Origin of the sequence: Brochothrix thermosphacta DSM 20171 = FSL F6-1036 (assembly GCF_036884295.1) — a bacterium.
In the GTDB taxonomy this organism is placed as follows: domain Bacteria; phylum Bacillota; class Bacilli; order Lactobacillales; family Listeriaceae; genus Brochothrix; species Brochothrix thermosphacta.
Genome location: NZ_CP145608.1, coordinates 2,509,239 through 2,528,369, shown reverse-complemented (window position 1 = coordinate 2,528,369; position 19,131 = coordinate 2,509,239). Strand labels below are relative to the sequence as shown.

Sequence of the window (19,131 nt, the reverse complement as noted above, 5' to 3'; positions counted from 1 at the left end):
CTTTCTTTAGTAGGGTAGTTATCTTAAGGTAACTAAATCTATTAAAAGAGGTGCTTTTTTGATGATGTATTTATCTACGTACTATAAAGAGTGGGTGCAGTGCAATAAGAAGGACGTTGTAAGAGATGTGACGCTTGCTAAATATCGAATGACAGGTAGATGGTTAGAAAGTTTAGAACCTAAAAAAGATTTATCAGAACTAAGTAGACAAGATTATCAAACAATTATTAGGGCATATGCCGCAAAACATGCACATCAAACAGTAGTTGATTTTCATAGACAGATACGCTCTTGTCTACTCGATGCATTGGATGACGAAATAATTACAAAAGATATTACACGTAGAGTCCAACTAGGCGGGCTTAAAGTGAATGCGTCTGTTAAACATCTTGAAGAAGATGAAGCGAAATTATTGATGAAATGTTTAGAAATCAAGTATCAGTCAGCATTGAATTGGGATCACTTTATTCTACTTTTGATAACAACAGGTATTCGTTTTTCAGAAGCATTGGCGCTGACTAAAGAAGATTTTGATTTTGAGCAATTAGCTATCAATATAACAAAATCTTATGATTATAAGAAAAAGACGCAGAAGATACGCTTTCAGCCAACTAAAAATACGTCGTCTATCCGTTGTGTTTCGTTGGATTTAAAGACGGCTTGGATACTTAGACCCTTGATTGAGAAGCAAAAAGATAAAATGCCTATCTGGCCTCAGTTGTGTGGTGTAGGGCATCCACCAGTTTTTAATTCAACGATTAACAACAGATTAAAAAAGAGGTGTCTATCGGCTAATATACCAGTCATAACGCTACACGGTTTACGCCATACACATGCATCGGTTCTTATAGCTAAAGGTGTCAGCATACAAGCAGTAGCGAAACGCCTGGGCCATGCAAATACTATTACAACACAATCAACCTATATTCACTTACTTAAAACAGCTGAAAAAAAGGCAAATGAGCAAATTGCGAGTATATTAATCAATTGGTAATTAAGGAGCTGAAAAAATGGAACATAAAAATATACCAGAAATAAGATTTTCTGGTTTTACTAATGAATGGGAACAGCGTAGACTCTCTGAAGTACTCCGGGAAAGAAATAATCAACAACCGCAAAGTATGGAGTATCCTTTAGTATCATTTACAGTTGAAAATGGCGTTACTCCAAAAACTGATCGTTATGAACGAGAACAGCTGGTTGTTGGCGATAAAAGTTCAAAAAAATATAAAGTAACGGTATTAAATGATATTGTGTATAATCCAGCAAATTTAAAATTTGGAGCCATTTCACGTAATAAATATGGCAATGCTGTTTTTAGTCCCATCTATGTAACTTTTTTAGTAAATAATGATGTAACAATGCCAGAATTTATTGAAATGCTTATAACGCGAAAGGATTTTATTAAACGTGCATTGAAATACCAGCAAGGGACCGTATATGAACGACAATCAGTCAGTCCTGAAAATTTATTATCCATGAATCTGTATCTTCCTGGAAAATTAGAACAAGAAAAGATTGGTACGTTCTTTAAACATTTAGATGATACTATCTCCCTTCAACAGTGCAAGTTAGATTTGTTGAAAGAGCAGAAAAAAGGCTACTTGCAAAAAATGTTCCCTAAAAATGGTCAAACTGCCCCAGAGATTCGATTTAAGGGCTTTACAGACGATTGGGAAGAGCGTAAGTTAGGTGAATTAGCTAGTTTTTCAAAAGGCAATGGATATACAAAAAATGATTTAGTCGAATTTGGAGATCCAATAATTTTATATGGTCGCTTATATACAAAATATGAAACAGTTATTGAGAAAGTAGATACATTTGTAAATAAGAAAGATAAATCAATAATTAGTGAAGGATCTGAAGTCATAGTGCCTGCATCAGGAGAATCTTCAGAAGATATTTCTAGAGCTTCAGTTGTTGGGAAATCAGGTATAATTTTAGGCGGAGATTTAAATATAATTAAACCAGTAAATTATATTGATTCTATTTTTTTAGCTTTAACTATTTCTAATGGATCTCAACAAAAAGAAATGTCTAAGAGAGCTCAAGGAAAATCTGTAGTTCATCTGCATAACTCTGATCTAAAACAAGTAAATATTTTATATCCAAAATTAGAAGAACAACAAAAAATCGGTTCATTCTTCAAACAACTAGATAACACTATCGCTCTTCATCAGCGTAAGTTAGAACTTCTTAAAGAGCAGAAAAAAGGCTTTTTACAAAAAATGTTTCCTAAAAACAGTTGAGATAATCCGTTTTTAGAAGTATTGTCCACAAGTGGGCGAAGTTATCCGCTTCATAACCATTGTTCCCAACTTCTTGGGAAAGATATTTTTTAGATAACCACTATGTTGCCACTTGTGGCAATGATAATGGCAACTAATAAAACTATGTTAACGCACTGAATGAGTGCATGAGGTGTAATAGTGTGAAGCGGTTAACCTAAGTACTTAGACGAAGCCAAAACTGGCTCGGTGGATGTTTTTTATAGAATTATACCTAACTAACACCTGCAAAGGGTAAGAACAGATAACTATACAAGGATATGAACACTATTAATACTCTGCGTATTAGTGTTCTTAATTATTGGTGTTAGTATCGAATCTTAGACAACTTTTCGTAGAGATAAGAATATATTAAACTTATCTACGAGAGGATGATTTTTTATGTTCTTCTATGTGATAAAGACTAACAGCCCCCTAAACTGTTAGTCTTTTTTATGCCATGCGATAGGGGGACTTATTGAGCCTACAAACAATCTTATGACATTAGACATATATTTAATCATGAGTATGTGAGGACAGCACACAAGGGCATACAGTCGGTTATATGTTTCATTAGATCACCACTAGTTGAATGCCTTAATCGGAGTTTTCGGAGTCCTTAAAGGGAATGAAACCGATGTAATTAAAGTGATTATCATACTTTTATGCCTATTTAAAGTATAAAAACATGCAATTAATAGCAAATAAATACATAAATTAATAGAAATACATGTTATTTAACTCCACTAGAATCCTCTTGTAGGCGTTTTATGAAGCGGTTATATATTTATGTGTATCAGTCTGTTAAATACTCACAGAATGGCATGTAATAAGGGACATGAGAATTTTAGCCCCCCTACCTTGTATATATAGCGAGCAATCGAAGCTATTATTTTACGCACATTTTTTTCCCGAAATGAACTTTCAGAATTATAAACACATTCCAAAAACTCATATTCAGATGTTCCCAATATAAAAATTTCAGATTGATAATATACGCCCGAGCCATTTTTGGCTTCGGCTCATGAAGCGGACAAAAAAAGCACCTTACTAAGAAGTAAGATACTTAAATGCGCCCGACATATATTTTTTGATACCCACTGTGATACCCATATGGTTTTAATCCATTTAAACGTATTGAAATGGTTAATAAGTATAAACGCTGTTATAACAGCGATTGTTATAGTTATTTTAATCTATTTACATGCCGTAAGTTATTTATCCATTATATCCTAGAAACATTGAGGATACAGCTAATTAGGGGTTTTTGAAGAACGTAATCAAAAATATTCACTTTTATGTTGATAAGAATGGTTAAAAAGCGTTATAATAAGAAGAATAACATTAGTACTCTATCATGGTGAATTAAAAACAAGGGAATTATCTAATCAAAATAATCATAAATAATTGGTATAATAGAGTAGTACTCTAGTTTTTTATAAATAGCTGATTAATTATTTTTATTTAGATAGAGAAATGTTATTTTGAAATTTAAACTCTCTTTAAGCGGTTGAAATGTATGCTAGGGAACATCATCTTCAACGATTATTATTAAAAGAGGTAGCAATAACCGAAAAAATCATTGATTTTTTCAGCAGTAAATTGGCAAAACACAACTACATAGTAATCTGAACATCAGATGCTAAAAAAGGGGATTTTAAAAAATGGGACACATTGTATTAGCAGGTTGTAATCATATTTATTCTGAGGGGCTTAAAATTATTTTAGCAACAACAGAGCATACCTTAGATTCATGTGAATTAAATTTAGAAGATATTCAATCAAAATTAAGCGGTGCACAAGATGTTGTACTTCTCAATTCTGACAAAGGCATTTCAGAAGATATCAAAACATATTTACAAACAGAAGAAATCGTTGTTGGCTATATCGCATCTAAATATACAAAATCCGAAGTGGATACAAGTATTGAAGAAGGTGTGAAAGGCTTATTAACGTTTAATATGGATACACTTGGTTTGAATTTTGCTTTAAACAGCATGATGCAAAATCGTATTTTTGTAGATCCGCATATTGATTATTTTACTGCAAATCGTCAAGAAGAGGCAGCTGACAATATCAGTTATGCTATGCAACTAAGACTAACTAGTCGTGAATATGAAGTGTTAAAATTAATGGCAAAAGGCCAAAAGAACAATGAAATTTCAAAGGAATTGAATATCAAAGAAAATACGGTTAAAAATCATGTAAGCAGTGTGTTGAAAAAACTGAACGTACATAATCGTGTTGAAGCGGTATTAACATTCCAAAACCACCAAAAGATTTCATAATAAATTTGAGCGACTACTTCAATTGAAATAGTCGCTTTTTTATTTGGATAAAAACGTTATTGAAAGAAATATATATAAATGATTAGTTGTACTGGAATAGGAGATATGATATAATTCGTAGATGTGAGTAATGAAAATTATTCCTTGTTCTATGATTAATCATAGAACCGCATAGTCCACAAGGAGGTGAAAGACGATGAGAAAGTACGAAATTATGTACATTGTACGTCCAGACATTGAAGAAGAAGCTAAAAAAGCTGTTTTCGAACGCTTTAACGGTATCTTAGCTGAAGGTGCAGAAGTCATCGAAGTAAAAGATATGGGTAAACGCCGTTTAGCTTATGAAATCAACGACTTTAAAGATGGTTTCTATCAATTGGTAACAATCAATTCTGAAGATGCTGCATCAGGTCAAGAATTTGACCGTTTAGCTAAAATCAGTGAAGATGTTATCCGTCATATGATAGTTCGTTTAGACGAAGCATAAATAGCAAAAAAATTACTAAGAGTAGAGGGGGTTGTGTCTGATGATGAATCGTGTTGTTCTAGTGGGTCGTTTAACTAAGGATCCAGAACTTCGCTACACACCAGCTGGTGCTGCTGTAGCCACGTTTACACTAGCTGTAAATCGTACGTTTACGAATCAACAAGGGGATCGAGAAGCTGACTTTGTTAACTGTGTCGTTTGGCGTAAGGCGGCTGAAAACGTAGCTAATTTCTTGAAAAAAGGAAGTTTAGCTGGTGTTGATGGTCGTTTACAAACGCGTAATTACGAAGCAAATGATGGTCGTCGCGTTTATGTAACTGAAGTGGTCGCTGAGAGTGTTCAATTTTTAGAGCCGCGTAATGCTAACGCAGGAAATTCAGGTGCGAGTGGAAGCAATCAAGGCGGCAACAATTATAATGACGATAGTAGTTCTTATAATGGTGGAAATCAACAGCCACAATCAAATCAAGGAAATGCGTATAATCAAAACAGTCAACAATCGAGTAAGCCTGCTTTCAGCAACCCGTTTGCTAGTGATGGCAAGCCAATCGATATTTCTGATGATGATTTACCATTCTAAAAATAAACTAAGGGAGGTCAACAACTATGGCAGGACAACGCAGAGGTGGACGTCGTCGTAAAAAAGTATGTTTCTTTACTTCGAACCACATTGAGTACATCGATTACAAAGATGTAGATTTGCTTAAAAAATTCGTTTCAGAACGCGGTAAAATTTTACCACGTCGTGTAACGGGTACAAGCGCTAAATACCAACGTAAATTAACTATCGCTATCAAACGTTCTCGTCAAGTGGCTTTATTACCATTTGTCGCAGAAGAAAAATAAGTTCGATTAGTTAGCCACTTTTTCCGGAAAGTGGTTTTTTTATTGCCTGAAAAAGGAAATGTTATCCACAACTGGTGATATCTTTGTGGGTAACGTCATATCTAAAATAAAGAAGCAACTTATCCACATGTGGATAAGTTGCTTCTTTTAAACTATATATTAGTTTGAATTAATTATTTTTTGTGAAAGTACAAACGCATTCTCGAAACGTTGGTGGTTATAATAACGTGCCACATCATCATCTGTTGAGAATTCAATTGTTGGTACCCAAGCAGATAAATAATCGTGTACGCGGCCTTCTATGTGTGGATAAAGCTTAATTAAATAAGTAATTGCTTTAGAAGTAGCGATTTCTTCTCCAAATAGAAAGTGTGAAGGATAGGTCGCGTATTTTGTTAAGAGCTCTTCTGATAGTAAAATCTTTGTATCTATTGAAACTTGCGGGTGTCTGATAATCGTCGTAATCACATTTGCTGTGTGTGTGAACGTTTGAAGCCAAGCGTTATTGTCAGAAAAAAGGTAACCACGATAATCCGTCTCTCTATTTAAGTAGGTAATGAGTGACACCGAGATCAAATCAATTTGATCTGAAAGTAAAAACCCGATCAACTGGTCATCATTTTTTATGAGTGTCTCAATTAAACGTAAGGCGAACACTCGTTTAAACACATCATTAGAAAGTGGTGTATCAATATTTTTAAAGAGATATTTATCAGAAATAAGCACTTTAAGTAAGTCACGTTTTTGTTTACGTGACACAATATCTTTTGTAATCAAATCACTGATTAAATCACCGGTTGTATAATGTTTATCCTGAGGATCAATTACAAGTGATGAAGAGCTGCTTTGTTCAAGTAAACGGTGTAGCTCGTTATCGGACAATGAGTGAAGTTGGTCTGTAGCCATTTTCTGTTGGATTGTTTCAGCTAGATGCATGTTAAAACCTCCTCTGTTATTGTTTGTTGTGCTTATGATTAGCTTGGAAGTGTTCATTATGTGTTATGGTTGATTGTTTACCACCATTACGTTGATAACGACGACGGTAACGTTTTTGACAATCAATAATATTTTCGCCATTAGGGTGTTTGTGATTATCTTTTTTTAGTTTTTGACGTTTTTTCAAGAAAGAATTTTGTTCTTTTTCGCTATGATAATAACCATTTAAACGACGTGTTTCCACTATGTCTATAAATGCTTTAGGATCAACGCTTTTAATTGTGCGTTCAATCTCGTAAATTTCATAATTACTTACAACCATCATGACAGAATAAATTGGTTTTTTTGAGTAACCACCATATGCTGGGATAATCGTAGCGCCACGATCGAAGTTTTCTTGAATAGCTGATACAACAGCATCTGCATGCGGCGTGATGATAAAAACAGTCAATTTTTGATAATTTGTATGAATAAGATCAATCACGTAGCTATTAACATAGCGTGAGACTAGCGTGTATAAAGCGTTCTGCCAGTTATAAACTGCTCCAGCTACAACGATGATAATACCATTAAGAATCATGAAATAGCGGCCTGTAGGTGTATCATTCTTACGAGACAGGTACAGGGCAATGATATCTAATCCACCAGTAGAAATACCATGTTTCAAAGCAAGACCAACACCAGCGGCAGAAATAACACCACCAAAAATAGAGTTAAGTATAATATCATCAGAAATTTGATGAGTAGGGATAACTGATAAGAAAAAAGCGGTAATACCAATCACAACAAAACTATAAAATGTGAGCGACTTACCTACACGAGTCCAACCAATCCAAAAAACAGGTAAATTAAGAGCGATTATAAGTAGCCCCATTGGCAAATCGATGCTTAAAAAGTCATGGAAAATATCAACAATCAGCTGAGCAGCCCCATTTAAACCAGAAGCATAAACTTTCGCAGGTATTAAAAATAGTTTCATACTGATAGCACATAAAAAGGCGGATAGTATAGCAATTAGCATTTTTTTAAGATGTTCATAATATGCTGCATCTTTAACTTTTGACACGTGAATTCATTCCTTTATATTTTAGTTAAGAGAATCTCTTTATCTCCATATATCATAACATTCACACGCTGATTTGCCTATTTTGTAATTGTGACAATAGGGTGTTTTTTGGTAGTTAGTACTAATTTTAAGTGAAAATTGTATGAAAGTTTGTCTCTAATAATTAGTATCAATATGTAGTGGTTAATCGCCGATATGAAAAAAAAAGGACCGATTTGAAAAAAAAACGGTTGAGTATGGTAAAATTACAAGAGTAATCATGAAATGATTTGTCTTTTTTAAGATGAACAGAGTGGAGTTGAAACAATGTTATCATACATGCAACGTCGCTATGTCCGCTTTTTATTATATGCAATTGTTATCCTTTTTGTAGTGATGGCGATTGTCTCGCAAGTTAATAATTGGTGGTTGGTATTTCCGTTTTTTATTTTAGCAGGAGCTACATTAGTCGTGTTGATTATTGCGGAATTTAAATTGAATAAACAAATACAACAGACAACAAATATGTTAGCGTCACGTGTACAAAAAGCGGAACAACGTGCAGTAAGTGAAATGCCTTTAGGTTTACTGATTTACAATGAAGAGTCCCAAGTTGAATGGATGAATGCTTATATGCGTAAATACTTTGACTACGAAGAAGTTATCGGACTTACTTTGAATAATGAAGAGTCAGATTTGTGGCGTATTATTCAGAACGCAACGACAGATAACACTCAGACCATCCAGTGGAACAATCAGTATTTTGAAGTTACAGTGAACAAGAATGAACGTTTTTTGTATCTTCAAGACGCTAATGAACTTGAGGGATTGGTACAAGAAAATGAAGAAAATCAAATTGTTATCGGTGTTATTTTCTTAGACAATTATGATGAATGGACACAAGGTATGGATGATAGACGACGTGGTGCGTTAAACAACATTGTTACGTCAACCTTAGGTCAATGGGCACGAACACATGCGATTTTCTTGAAAAGGATGTCATCAGAACGCTATACAGTTGTGATGCGCTATTCAACGTTGGTTGAGTTAGAACAAAATAAATTTGCGATTCTTGATGTCATTCGTGAAAAAACATCGAAGAAAAATATCCCGTTAACTTTAAGTATTGGTTTGGCATATAATGATTCTGATTTAACATTGCTTGCAGAATTAAGTCAATCATCATTGGACTTAGCTTTAGGACGTGGTGGCGATCAAGTGGTTATCAAACAACCCGAGGCAAAAGTGCGTTTTTATGGCGGTAAAACTAACCCCATGGAAAAACGGACGCGCGTACGTGCACGTGTTATTTCACAAGCGTTACAAGAGTTAATATCGCAAAGTGATAACGTTGTAGTGGTAGGTCATCGTTTTCCAGATATGGATGTCATCGGATCCTGCTTAGGTATTCGTAAAATTGCTGAAATGAACGGTAAGGATGCCTATGTTGTTGTGGATACGGAGATGTTAAACGATGATGTTCAGCGTTTAATGAGTGAGATTGATAAGAATACGGATGTTACGCGCAATATTATCTCACCCCAAAAGGTTAAGAATCATATCACTAAAAAAACACTGTTAGTTGTGGTTGATACACATAACCCTGCGATGGTTGAAGCCAATGAATTATTGGATATGATTGATCAATGTGTGATTATTGATCATCATCGACGCTCAGAACACTTTATTGAGCACCCTAACCCTGTATTGGTTTATATTGAACCTTATGCCTCATCAACGGCAGAATTGATTACAGAGTTGTTTGAATATCAACCAACAGGAACATCGATTTCAGCAATTGAAGCAACAGCTATGTTAGCCGGGATTGTAGTCGATACTAAAAACTTTACATTACGAACAGGTTCGCGAACATTTGATGCGGCATCATATTTACGCTCATTAGGTGCAGACACCGTGTTAGTTCAACAGTTTTTAAAAGAGAATTTAGATACATTTGTTAAACGTAATCGTCTCGTTGAAACGATGAGCTTTTATCATGACGGTATGGCAATTACAATGGGGCCAGACGATGTTCCTTACAATAATGTATTAGCAGCCCAAGCGGCTGATCGTATGTTAGGAATGGAAGGTGTAGAGGCTTCGTTTGTGTTATTTAGACGTGAAGATGATAGAGTGGGCATAAGTGCGCGTTCGCTCGGCGAAATCAACGTACAGATTATTATGGAAATGCTCGATGGCGGCGGCCATCTTTCGAACGCGGCGACGCAAATAGCGGACGTTAGTTGTGAGGAAGCAGAGGTACGCCTAAAAGAAGCGATCGATGCTTATTGGAAAGGGGAAGAATAAAATGAAAGTTATTCTATTAAAAGATGTAAAAGGTAAAGGTAAAAAAGGTGAAATTAAAGAAGTGCCTGATGGTTATGCACAAAACTTCCTGATCAAACAAGGTTTGGCTCAAGAAGCTAACGCAACAAGTATTAGCACATTAAAAGCTAAAAATAAAAAAGCAGATAAATTAGCAGCAGAAGAATTAGCTGAAGCTGAAGCTTTAAAAGCAGAATTAGAAAAAGTAACAGTTGAATTAAAAGCTAAAGTGGGTGCGGATGGTCGTATTTTCGGTTCAGTATCTTCTAAGCAAGTTGTACAAGGTTTAGAAAAACAAGCAGGCATTAAAGTGGATAAACGTAAAATGACAATGGACCCAATCCGTTCATTAGGCGTAACAAAAGTCCCTATTAAATTACATCATGACGTTGAGGCTGTCTTTAACGTTCATGTGAGTGAAGAAAAATAGTAACAAAAAGTAAACGATGGAAGGAGTTGCCTGATGGATAACATCGATCGTACACCGCCTCAAAATAATGAAGCCGAACAAGCGATTATTGGTGCGATATTTATAGAACCTAATGCTTTGATTACAGCCGCAGAAGTCTTGCAACCCGAGGACTTTTATCGTCAGGCGCATCAACATATTTTCCGAGCAATGGTGATTATGAATGAGCAAGGTAAAGCGCTGGATGTTGTCACCGTTTCGGAGACTTTAACATCGCAAGGCTTAATTGAGGATATTGGTGGTATTTCGTACTTAACAGATTTAGCAGTATCGGTACCGACGGCAGCTAACGTTGGTTATTATATTGAAATCGTCGAAGAAAAAGCATTGTTAAGACGTTTGATAAACACTGCCACGCAAATTGCTACAAGTGGTTTTGCTAATGAAGAGACCGTCGAGGCGCTTGTGGATGATGCCGAACGTCGTATTTTAGAAGTTGCGCAACGTAAGAATGTGGGTCAATTTAAAAATATTACCGATGTGCTTTCTGAAGCGTATGATAATATCGAATTGCTGAGTAATCGTGAAGGAGATATTACAGGGCTACCGACAGGCTTTAAAGAGTTGGATCGGATGACTGCTGGTTTTCAACGGAATGATTTAATTATTGTTGCTGCTCGACCCTCTGTAGGTAAAACGGCTTTTGCTTTAAACATAGCACAAAATACAGCTATTAAGACGAATGAAACTGTCGCTATCTTCAGTTTGGAAATGGGCGCGAGTCAATTAATTAACCGTATGCTTTGTGCTGAGGGCAATATTGATGCACAAAATATGCGTACGGGTAAACTAAATGATGAAGAATGGCGCAAGTTGGCATTAGCAATTAGTACGTTATCAAGCACTAATATTTTCATTGATGATTCACCAGGTATTCGTGTGAACGAGATTCGATCAAAATGTCGTCGTCTAAAACAAGAACATGGTTTAGGTATGATTGTGATTGATTATTTACAATTAATTCAAGGGAGCGGTATTGGTGGGGGTGAAAACCGTCAGCAAGAAGTTTCAGAAATCTCACGTACCTTGAAACAGTTGGCGCGTGAACTTGAAGTGCCTGTTATTGCCTTATCTCAGTTGTCACGTGGTGTTGAACAACGTCAAGATAAACGACCAATGATGTCTGATATTCGTGAATCGGGTTCGATTGAGCAAGATGCTGATATTGTTGCTTTCTTGTATCGTGAAGATTATTACGATCGTGAAGCAGCAGATGAAGATAATGGTACGATTGAAATTATTATTGCAAAGCAACGTAATGGTCCTGTCGGGACTGTGCAACTTGCCTTTGTGAAGGAGTATAACAAGTTCGTTGACCTTGTTGTACGTGATGATATGCCACCTCCGATGGGGGCTTAAATAGTACTTCTAGCTTTTAATCTTATGCAAGATAGAGCCTGACGCGTGTCAGGCTTTTTTATCGTGAAAAATATGATACAATATAGGATTTATAAAGAGTAAAATTAACTTGAGGTGAAAAGAATGACTGATAAAAAAATAAAATTTGTCGTTGTAGGATTGCTACTAGGGATTCTCATGGCAGCGATGGACAATACAATTGTAGCGACTGCGATGGGGACGATTGTCTCCGATTTAGGTGGACTTGACCACTTTGTATGGGTAACAGCTGCTTATATGGTAACGATGATGGCTGGGATGCCAGTCTTTGGTAAGTTATCCGACATGTATGGACGTAAACGTTTCTTCATTTTTGGGATAGTCGTCTTCCTGATTGGATCAGCTTTGTGTGGACTAGCAGATAGCATGATTCAACTTAGTATTTTCCGTGCGATTCAAGGTATAGGTGGTGGGGCTTTAATGCCGATTGCTTTTACAATCGTTTATGATATTTTCCCACCGCAACAACGCGGCAAGATGACTGGGATGTTAGGTGCAGTTTTTGGTTTATCAAGTGTAATGGGGCCGATGTTAGGTGCTTATATTACCGATAATTTCAGCTGGCATTGGGTGTTTTATGTGAATGTGCCAATTGGTATCGTGGTCATTGCACTAATTATGCTCTTCTATAAAGAAAACAATGCACCACAAAAACAAGTCGTTGATTGGTTAGGAGCGGCAACGTTAGTGGTTGCAGTCGTTAGTTTAATGTTTGGCTTAGAGTTAGGCGGTAACACCTTTGCGTGGGATTCAGCCGAAATTATCGCTCTCGCAGTGATATTTGTACTCTTTTCTGGGCTGTTTGTAATGGCGGAGAAACGTGCTGTGGATCCGATTTTACCATTTGGCTTGTTTAAGCGTCGCCTGTTTTTAACAGCACAAATCGCCGCATTATTATATGGGGCAACATTTATTATTCTGACGGTTTATATCCCAATCTTCGTGCAAGCCGTGTATGGCGGGAGTGCAACGAATGCAGGGTTTATTTTAATGCCAATGATGATTGGATCTGTTGTAGGTAGTGCGACAGGCGGAATCTTTTTAACACGTGTGAAATTCCGTCACTTGATGAGTATCTCTGTTGTCGTGTTTTTTATTGGGATGGCGTTGTTATCAACCATTTCAGCTGACACGTCTCGCATCCTTTTAGCGGTTTATATGGCACTGACAGGAATTGGCGTAGGTTTCTCCTTCTCAATTTTACCAACAGCATCGATGCACCAATTGGAACCACGTTTTCGAGGGACTGCCACATCAACTAATTCATTTATCCGTTCGTTCGGTATGACATTAGGTATTGCGATGTTTGGCACGTTACAATCAAATGTATTTAACACTAAATTAAGTGATAAATTTGTGGGAGCCAAAGTAGACTTAGCTCAGTTTGGTAATACACAGCAGCTGTTTGAATCATCTGCGCGTGCTAAAATACCAACTGAAGTTTTAAATAAAGTGATTGATGCTATGGCCTCAAGTGTGTCAACAATGTTTTTTGTTGCGTTGATTCCAATCGCAATCGCTGCGATTGCCATCTTTATGATGGGAAATGCTAAGGATGGCGAGCAAGAATAATTCTGATGACTAACGACAGAGTATCGAGATGATAACGATACTCAGCTGTTAGACTGAAACAATTTAATATTATTATTTCTGTGTGCTGAGGCGTCTTCTGCTATAGAAGGCGTCTTTTTTATGGAATCACAAGTTTGTCACAACTTGTTGTGACAAACTTGGTCTTACAATAGATTGAATGTCTAGACGTCTCGTTATAAGATTGAACTATGAAAGCGATATCAAATCGTTTAAAAGGGAAGAGGGATGAACAATGGCAAAAGAAAAAGCAAGTGGTAGACAAGGGATTCAAAAGTTCGGTAACTTTTTAAGCTCAATGGTTCTACCTAATATAGGGGCATTCATTGCTTGGGGATTAATTACAGCATTATTTATACCAGATGGTTGGTGGCCAAACAAAGCAATAGCTGAGTTGGTTGGGCCAATGGTCAACTATTTACTTCCGTTATTAATTGGTTTTTCTGGTGGTAAAATCGTCCACGGTCATCGTGGTGGAGTTGTTGGTGCAATTGCAACGATGGGTGTTATCGTTGGATCAGATGTGCCGATGTTCTTAGGTGCAATGATCATGGGACCTCTTGCAGGTTACTTAATGAAAAAATTTGATGCTCTGATTGAAGGGAAAATCAAATCAGGTCTTGAAATGTTAGTGAACAACTTCTCAGCAGGTATCCTTGGTGGTATTTTAGCTGTTATTGGTTTGAAAGGTGTAGGCCCAGTAATGGCAGCACTTAATAACACATTAGCAAGCGCAGTTGATTGGATTGTTAATGCCAACTTATTACCACTAGCTTCAATCTTTATTGAGCCAGGTAAAGTGCTATTTTTAAATAACGCAATCAATCAAGGTATCTTAACACCTTTAGGTGTACAACAAGCTGCAGAATCAGGTAAGTCGGTGTTGTTCTTACTTGAAGCAAACCCAGGACCAGGTTTTGGTATTTTGTTAGCACTTAGCTTATTTGGAACAGGTGCAGCTAAGCGTACAGCTCCAGGTGCAGCAATTATCCAATTTGTTGGTGGTATTCATGAAATCTATTTCCCATATATCTTAATGAAACCCGCATTGCTCATTGCAGCAATCGCAGGTGGTATGAGTGGTGTGTTCACTTTAACACTATTTAATGGAGGTTTAATTGGGCCTGCATCACCAGGTAGTATTTTGGCGGTACTAGCAGCAACACCAAAAGGTTTTGCTAATTACGGTGCAAACCTTGCTGGAGTTATAGTAGCAACAGTGGTTTCTTTTGCTGTCGCAGCACTGATTTTACGCTTTAGTAAAAAATCAGATGAATCAATTGAAGATGCAACAGCTAAAATGAATGCAATGAAAGGTAAAGAAAGTAGCGTTGCAGGTCATTTTACGGATACGAGTTCAACGACAGATTTGAAGGCAGTTAATAAAATCGTATTTGCTTGTGATGCCGGTATGGGTTCAAGCGCAATGGGTGCCTCATTATTACGTAAAAAAGTAAAACAAGCAAAATTAGATATCACAGTAACAAACACGGCGATTTCGCAATTGCCATCGGATGCTCAAATTATTATCACACAACGTGAATTAACACCACGTGCAAAAGATAAGCGGGCAAATGCACTTCATATCTCTGTGGATAATTTCTTAGATAGCCCAGAGTATGATAATTTAATTGAACGTTTAACAGCAACACATACTGAAAGTGAAGCGGTAGAAGAAGCAACACCAGTTAATTCAAGTGCAGCAAATCTTGCAATTTTGAACACTGAAAACGTGTATCTCAATAAAGCTTTTGCTAACAAAGGTGAAGCGATTCGATTTGCTGGTGAAAAGTTGGTAGAAAAAGGATATGTCGCAACTGATTATGTAGAAGCGATGATTACTCGCGATAATGACTTATCAACTTATATGGGAAATGAAGTAGCAATTCCACACGGTACTGAAGCGGCTAAACAAGCTGTGAAGAAATCAGGTGTCATTATTGTTCAAGTACCAGAAGGTGTTGATTTTAATGGAAACCAAGTGAAATTAATCTTCGCAATCGCAGGTGCAAACAACGATCATCTTGAAATACTATCAATGATTGCTGAGACGTGTGCAGATATGTCGGAAGTGGATGCAATGGTGATTGCAACGGATAAAGAAACACTCGTTGATCATCTTACAAAAGCGAAATAACAAATAAAAGACTTTGTCGAGCAAGCATCTTCCGATTAACGGAAGGTGCTATGACTCGGATTCGTAAAAATGACAGTGGTTGCTGCTAGATGATATACTTTACCGACAGAAAACAGAGGAGGACGTCCAGTGTTTTTAACGACGCGTGAAAAAGTTATCTTAGAGACCCTATTAAAAAACAAATCAGGCAATACGTTGGACTATTTTAGTTCGCAGCTAAAAGTGAGCCGTCGAACTGTACAGCGAGATTTAAAAAATGTGTCTCATACGTTAGCTACTTTTCATCTTTCCTTGAGTAAGACGGAACAAGAATTTCAAATTGCTGGAACGAATGCTAATATGTTTAAATTAGCACAAGAGCTACATCAAGCTGAAGCGTTAGACCAAACACCCGAAGAAAAAAACTGGTTGTTGTTAAAAATACTTGCGCATCAACAAGAACCTTACAAATTAAGTAGTTTAGCTACGGATGTCGGCGTATCTGTGCAAACGGCTAGTAGTTATTTGGATGTTTTATCTGAATGGTTAACACCCTTACAAGTAAGTGTGGAACGTTATCGAGGTAGCGGTATTCAATTAGTCGGTTTAGAGAAAAATAAGCGACAAGCATTAGCGAACTATCTTTTACAACACTTTGATGAACAATTAGTTGATTTGTTATTGGAACTAGAGCAGGAAAAAACAGAATCGGTTGATTGGTTTGCTTATATCCCTATCGATACAATTAAGCACATTAACTGTTTTGAAAAAAAATATATTGCGGATACCCACTACCAAATGGCAATGAACTCCTATATGCGTTTTTTGATTCAACTTGCGATTACATTACATCGTATTGAGAGTGGCTTCGTTTTAGAAGCACACGAACCGTCTATGCGTTTAACGGATGATGCCTATAAATTTGCGCACAATTTTAAAAAACAGTCGGATGTACCGCTCTCACATGTAGAAGAATATGAAGTTGCTGTTTTATGGCAGAGTGCCGTACAACTCAATGAAACAATGGGCGGTTATGATAGTTTGTTGATTAATCGTTTAGTGCACCAGCTAATTAATAGTGTTTCTGATCAACTGAATGTTGATTTAACGGATGACTTTTCACTTTTTCAAGGTTTATTAGCCCATATGCCATCAGCAATTTTTAGGTTTCAAAATAATATCACTGTATACAATCCTTTATCAGCAGATATTCGTCGCCAGTATCCATTGTTATTTATGGCTATTGAAAAAGCGATACAAGAAGAATTAAATGGCCATGCATTAGCAATTGATGAGATGGCTTATATTGTACTTCATTTTGGTTCAGCGTTAGAAATGAAAAAAGAACAAATCGATATTGCGACATTGATTATCTGTCCGACAGGTATTGGGGCCTCTAAAATGTTAGCCACACGGTTGAAAAAAGAAGTGCCTGAGCTAACGCAACACGCCATTGCTTCGATGACAGATATGCAAAAATTGGATTGGAATGACTACGATATTGTTTTATCGACAGTGCGGTTACAGCATCCACCGAAAGATTATTTGTTAGTTAACCCGTTGCTCTCAATTGAAGATGTACGTTCTGTGCGTCGCTACATTAAAGAGCATTTACCAGTCATAATGGAACAAAAAAAATACCTATCATCAACTCGCGTGGTTGAAGAACAACCCGTGCCGTTGACAGAAGATTTTTCAACATTTATTGGTGAATTAGACAAGACGCTTGCGGCTGTTCATAGTTTGTTAGATGATTTAAAAGTGACGTTTGATACAAGTGGTGTATCTTATGAAAAGATACTCTATCGCATGGTACAAGCGAATGTGAAAATGAAAAAAACGGGCGCCGTAGATCATATTTTTGAACAGCTTATCTGGCGAGAAAAGCAAGGTGGACTAGCGATACCAGATACTAATATGGCATTGTATCACTGTCGACACGAACAAATCTCTGAGCTATCATTTGCAATTGTTCAAACGCAACAGCCTTATCATCTTAAAGGGATGGATGCACGTGAATGGCCGGTGAATAACTTTATTTTAATGCTGGCACCTGAAAATCTTAGCCAGTCAGAACTTGAAATTGTTAGTATGATCAGTGCCTTGATTATTGAGAGTCCTAAACATATTGCCGTTTTTTCATCAGGGCAAGAAGTTTTGATTCGTAAACAATTAGAACAGGCACTGCAAAAATATATTATAAATAAAACACAAAGGAATGATAAATCATGAAAAAAGCAATTCATTTTGGAGCAGGAAATATTGGGCGTGGATTCATTGGCGCATTGCTAAATGAAGCAAGTTATGAAGTGACCTTTGCCGATTTAAATCAAACCGTTATTGATCAATTAAACACACAAAAACAATACAAAGTTGTTACAGCAGAGCCAACGCCGCAAGAAAGCCTTATTAAACCAGTGGCTGGCTTAAATAGTGGCTCACAAATCACGGAAGTAGAAGACTTGATTGGCGAAGCGACGTTTTTAACAACAGCGATTGGTGCAGGTATTTTACCATTAATCGCACCTGCTATTGCAAAAGCAATCACAAAACGTGTACAACATTCTAGAGAACCTTTGTATGTAATTGCCTGTGAAAACCAAATTTCAGCAACAGATATTTTACGAGATGCTATTTTAGCAGCGGTCGATGCTGAAACGAAAGTGAAAATTAAAGAACATGTTCATTTCTGTAATTCAGCGGTCGATCGTATTGTGCCAGCGCAACCCGAAGGTTTAGGCTTAGATGTAATGGTAGAAGCTTATTATGAATGGGTAGTTGAAAGTAAAACAGCGTTGCCAGAAATTACTGGAATGACAGTTGTTCCTGACCTAGCGCCTTTTATTGAACGTAAATTATTCACTGTTAATACAGGACATGCGGTAACAGCTTACCTCGGTTATGCTAAAGGTTATGCGACAATTGATCAAACATTAGAAGACAAAGCAATTTATGAACAAGTGGAAGCAACCTTAGGTGAAACGGGTGGTTATTTAATTAAACGTTATGGTCTTGATGCGACAGAACATGCCGCTTATATCAAAAAAATTATCCATCGTTTCGAAAACCCACTTTTGGCAGATGGTGTTGATCGTGTAGGACGCTCTCCATTGCGTAAATTGGGTGCTGCAGATCGTCTTGTGCGTCCTGCGGTAGAGGCCGGTAAATTGGGGCTTCCTCATGAAAATTTAGCGAAGGCAATTGTCGCAGCCTTGAAATTTGATGACGCATCTGATGATGAAGCTGTTAAACTACAAAAGATGTTGAAAGAAGAAGGTTTAGATTATGTATTGACAACGGTCTGTGGATTAACACAAACAGATGCATTGTACAAAGAAGTCGTATCTTTCTACTAAAATAACAT

At 36.8% G+C, this 19,131-nt stretch carries 15 protein-coding genes; 13 read left to right on the top strand and 2 right to left on the bottom strand.

Going from position 1 to position 19,131, the window contains the following annotated elements:
- Positions 1 to 61: 61 nt before the first annotated feature.
- The 6 genes from V6S17_RS12460 (at position 62) to rpsR (ending at position 5,888) form a co-directional block, all read left to right on the top strand.
- The gene (locus V6S17_RS12460; RefSeq protein WP_029091975.1) at positions 62 to 994 is read left to right on the top strand and encodes a site-specific integrase; all 933 of its coding nucleotides are present in this window, start codon (positions 62 to 64) and stop codon (positions 992 to 994) included.
- A gap of 16 nt (positions 995 to 1,010) precedes the next feature.
- Positions 1,011 to 2,249 (top strand): restriction endonuclease subunit S, encoded by a 1,239-nt coding sequence (locus V6S17_RS12455; RefSeq protein WP_029091974.1) that lies wholly within the window; start codon positions 1,011 to 1,013, stop codon positions 2,247 to 2,249.
- Between the two features lie 1,682 nt (positions 2,250 to 3,931).
- Positions 3,932 to 4,555 carry a response regulator transcription factor gene (locus V6S17_RS12450; RefSeq protein WP_029091943.1) on the top strand — a complete coding sequence of 208 codons (624 nt, stop codon included), beginning with the start codon at positions 3,932 to 3,934 and terminating at the stop codon, positions 4,553 to 4,555.
- Between the two features lie 196 nt (positions 4,556 to 4,751).
- A complete protein-coding gene (rpsF, locus tag V6S17_RS12445; RefSeq protein WP_029091942.1) occupies positions 4,752 to 5,042 on the top strand; it encodes a 30S ribosomal protein S6 in 291 nt (96 codons plus the stop codon).
- A gap of 40 nt (positions 5,043 to 5,082) precedes the next feature.
- Positions 5,083 to 5,622 carry a single-stranded DNA-binding protein gene (ssb, locus tag V6S17_RS12440; protein WP_029091941.1) on the top strand — a complete coding sequence of 180 codons (540 nt, stop codon included), beginning with the start codon at positions 5,083 to 5,085 and terminating at the stop codon, positions 5,620 to 5,622.
- A 26-nt stretch (positions 5,623 to 5,648) separates the two neighbouring features.
- Positions 5,649 to 5,888, top strand: coding sequence for a 30S ribosomal protein S18 (gene rpsR, locus V6S17_RS12435; RefSeq protein ID WP_029091940.1), 240 nt, complete (start codon positions 5,649 to 5,651; stop codon positions 5,886 to 5,888).
- Between the two features lie 159 nt (positions 5,889 to 6,047).
- Here the strand turns inward: rpsR and V6S17_RS12430 are convergent, their stop codons facing one another.
- Entirely contained in the window at positions 6,048 to 6,824 is a 777-nt protein-coding gene (locus V6S17_RS12430) for a DUF2785 domain-containing protein (protein WP_029091939.1), read from the bottom strand.
- A 16-nt stretch (positions 6,825 to 6,840) separates the two neighbouring features.
- On the bottom strand, positions 6,841 to 7,845 hold the full coding sequence (locus tag V6S17_RS12425) for a YitT family protein (RefSeq protein WP_080712942.1): 1,005 nt from the start codon (positions 7,843 to 7,845) through the stop codon (positions 6,841 to 6,843).
- Between the two features lie 351 nt (positions 7,846 to 8,196).
- Between V6S17_RS12425 and V6S17_RS12420 the strand changes: the two genes are divergently transcribed.
- From V6S17_RS12420 to V6S17_RS12390, 7 genes are all read left to right on the top strand, one after another.
- Complete coding sequence (locus V6S17_RS12420) at positions 8,197 to 10,176, top strand: DHH family phosphoesterase (RefSeq protein ID WP_029091938.1); 1,980 nt, start codon at positions 8,197 to 8,199, stop codon at positions 10,174 to 10,176.
- 1 nt (position 10,177) lies between these two features.
- Complete coding sequence (gene rplI / locus V6S17_RS12415; protein ID WP_029091937.1) at positions 10,178 to 10,624, top strand: 50S ribosomal protein L9; 447 nt, start codon at positions 10,178 to 10,180, stop codon at positions 10,622 to 10,624.
- Between the two features lie 33 nt (positions 10,625 to 10,657).
- Positions 10,658 to 12,022, top strand: coding sequence for a replicative DNA helicase (gene dnaB, locus V6S17_RS12410; RefSeq protein WP_029091936.1), 1,365 nt, complete (start codon positions 10,658 to 10,660; stop codon positions 12,020 to 12,022).
- A 123-nt stretch (positions 12,023 to 12,145) separates the two neighbouring features.
- The gene (locus tag V6S17_RS12405) at positions 12,146 to 13,633 is read left to right on the top strand and encodes an MDR family MFS transporter (RefSeq protein ID WP_029091935.1); all 1,488 of its coding nucleotides are present in this window, start codon (positions 12,146 to 12,148) and stop codon (positions 13,631 to 13,633) included.
- Positions 13,634 to 13,886: 253 nt separating this feature from the next.
- Positions 13,887 to 15,788: a PTS mannitol transporter subunit IICBA gene (locus tag V6S17_RS12400; RefSeq protein WP_029091934.1), complete on the top strand. Its 1,902-nt coding sequence runs from the start codon at positions 13,887 to 13,889 to the stop codon at positions 15,786 to 15,788.
- 129 nt (positions 15,789 to 15,917) lie between these two features.
- A complete protein-coding gene (locus V6S17_RS12395) occupies positions 15,918 to 17,999 on the top strand; it encodes a BglG family transcription antiterminator (RefSeq protein ID WP_029091933.1) in 2,082 nt (693 codons plus the stop codon).
- Entirely contained in the window at positions 17,996 to 19,123 is a 1,128-nt protein-coding gene (locus tag V6S17_RS12390; protein ID WP_029091932.1) for a mannitol-1-phosphate 5-dehydrogenase, read from the top strand. Before V6S17_RS12395 ends, V6S17_RS12390 begins: the two co-directional genes overlap by 4 nt.
- Positions 19,124 to 19,131: the final 8 nt, after the last annotated feature.

What these genes read in the sequence shown, in the direction of transcription:
- V6S17_RS12460 (WP_029091975.1), top strand. Translation starts at nt 62, where the DNA reads ATGATGTATTTATCTACGTACTATAAAGAGTGGGTGCAGTGCAATAAG.
- V6S17_RS12455 (WP_029091974.1), top strand. Translation starts at nt 1,011, where the DNA reads ATGGAACATAAAAATATACCAGAAATAAGATTTTCTGGTTTTACTAAT.
- V6S17_RS12450 (WP_029091943.1), top strand. Translation starts at nt 3,932, where the DNA reads ATGGGACACATTGTATTAGCAGGTTGTAATCATATTTATTCTGAGGGG.
- rpsF (WP_029091942.1), top strand. Translation starts at nt 4,752, where the DNA reads ATGAGAAAGTACGAAATTATGTACATTGTACGTCCAGACATTGAAGAA.
- ssb (WP_029091941.1), top strand. Translation starts at nt 5,083, where the DNA reads ATGATGAATCGTGTTGTTCTAGTGGGTCGTTTAACTAAGGATCCAGAA.
- rpsR (WP_029091940.1), top strand. Translation starts at nt 5,649, where the DNA reads ATGGCAGGACAACGCAGAGGTGGACGTCGTCGTAAAAAAGTATGTTTC.
- V6S17_RS12430 (WP_029091939.1), bottom strand. Translation starts at nt 6,824, where the DNA reads ATGCATCTAGCTGAAACAATCCAACAGAAAATGGCTACAGACCAACTT.
- V6S17_RS12425 (WP_080712942.1), bottom strand. Translation starts at nt 7,845, where the DNA reads ATGCTAATTGCTATACTATCCGCCTTTTTATGTGCTATCAGTATGAAA.
- V6S17_RS12420 (WP_029091938.1), top strand. Translation starts at nt 8,197, where the DNA reads ATGTTATCATACATGCAACGTCGCTATGTCCGCTTTTTATTATATGCA.
- rplI (WP_029091937.1), top strand. Translation starts at nt 10,178, where the DNA reads ATGAAAGTTATTCTATTAAAAGATGTAAAAGGTAAAGGTAAAAAAGGT.
- dnaB (WP_029091936.1), top strand. Translation starts at nt 10,658, where the DNA reads ATGGATAACATCGATCGTACACCGCCTCAAAATAATGAAGCCGAACAA.
- V6S17_RS12405 (WP_029091935.1), top strand. Translation starts at nt 12,146, where the DNA reads ATGACTGATAAAAAAATAAAATTTGTCGTTGTAGGATTGCTACTAGGG.
- V6S17_RS12400 (WP_029091934.1), top strand. Translation starts at nt 13,887, where the DNA reads ATGGCAAAAGAAAAAGCAAGTGGTAGACAAGGGATTCAAAAGTTCGGT.
- V6S17_RS12390 (WP_029091932.1), top strand. Translation starts at nt 17,996, where the DNA reads ATGAAAAAAGCAATTCATTTTGGAGCAGGAAATATTGGGCGTGGATTC.